At 67.6% G+C, this 1,129-nt stretch carries 1 protein-coding gene; it reads left to right on the top strand.

Annotation, left to right across the window (positions count from 1 at the left end; genetic code table 11):
- Positions 1-1,029 (top strand): methyl-accepting chemotaxis protein (locus tag DBV10_RS21630; protein ID WP_233590019.1); only part of this gene is annotated, 1,029 nt, incomplete at its 5' end.
- Positions 1,030-1,129: the final 100 nt, after the last annotated feature.

Below are 1,129 nucleotides of genomic sequence, written 5' to 3'. Positions count from 1 at the left end.
CAAAGCCTGGTGAACACGGTGGCATCGGTGCGCAGCAACGCCGAAGGGGTGGCGTCGGCGAGCTCGCAGATCGCATCGGGCAACAACGACTTGAGCGCGCGCACAGAGCAGCAGGCGTCGGCACTGGAAGAGACAGCGGCCTCGATGGAAGAGCTGGGCTCGACGGTGCGCCAGAACGCAGACAACGCGCGCCAGGCCAACCAGCTGGCGGTGAGCGCCAGCACCGTGGCCGTGCAAGGCGGAGACGTGGTGGCCGAAGTGGTGGAGACCATGAAAGGCATCAACGCCAGCAGCAACAAGATTGCAGACATCATCAGCGTGATCGACGGCATCGCGTTCCAGACCAACATCCTGGCGCTGAACGCAGCCGTGGAAGCGGCCCGGGCCGGAGAACAAGGCCGGGGCTTTGCGGTGGTGGCAGGCGAAGTGCGCAGCCTGGCAGGACGCAGCGCCGAAGCGGCCAAAGAGATCAAGACCCTGATCACCGACAGCGTAGAGCGGGTGGAACAAGGCACAGCGCTGGTGGACAAAGCCGGGGCCACCATGAGCGAAGTGGTCAGCGCGATCCGGCGGGTGACCGACATCATGGGAGAGATCAGCGCCGCCAGCAGCGAACAAAGCGCAGGCGTGGGGCAGGTGGGAGAAGCCGTCACGCAAATGGACCAGGCGACCCAGCAGAACGCCGCGCTGGTGGAAGAAATGGCGGCAGCAGCCAGCGCGCTGAACGCGCAGGCGGGCGAACTGGTGAACGCCGTGGCCGTGTTCAAGCTCGACGCCCACGCGAGCCACACCACCCATGCCACGCAGCGCAGCCCGGCCGCCGCCGCCCGGGCACCCATCCCCGCCCCCGCGTTGGCGGCCAAGCGCAGCACCCCGGCCAAGGCAGGAGCGAGCCTGGGCGGCCACAAGACAGCAGCCCGGCCCCCGGCCAGCCTGTCGGCGCCCAAGGTGGCAGCCAAGGCGCCAAGCCCGGCAGCGGCGCCGGCCAAGGGAGCGGGTGGCAACGACGACGAATGGGAAAGCTTCTGAGCGGCGCGGGCGGGACAGAGGCAGGAAGAGGTAAAACGGCCTCCAGGGCAGAGCAGATGGGCGGTAGCAGCTATCGAAAGAGAAGCTGAAGGTATAAGAG

It is taken from the genome of Acidovorax sp. FJL06 (assembly GCF_003852545.1).
Lineage (GTDB): Bacteria > Pseudomonadota > Gammaproteobacteria > Burkholderiales > Burkholderiaceae_C > Acidovorax.
This window is presented reverse-complemented; position numbering and strand designations above follow the sequence as displayed.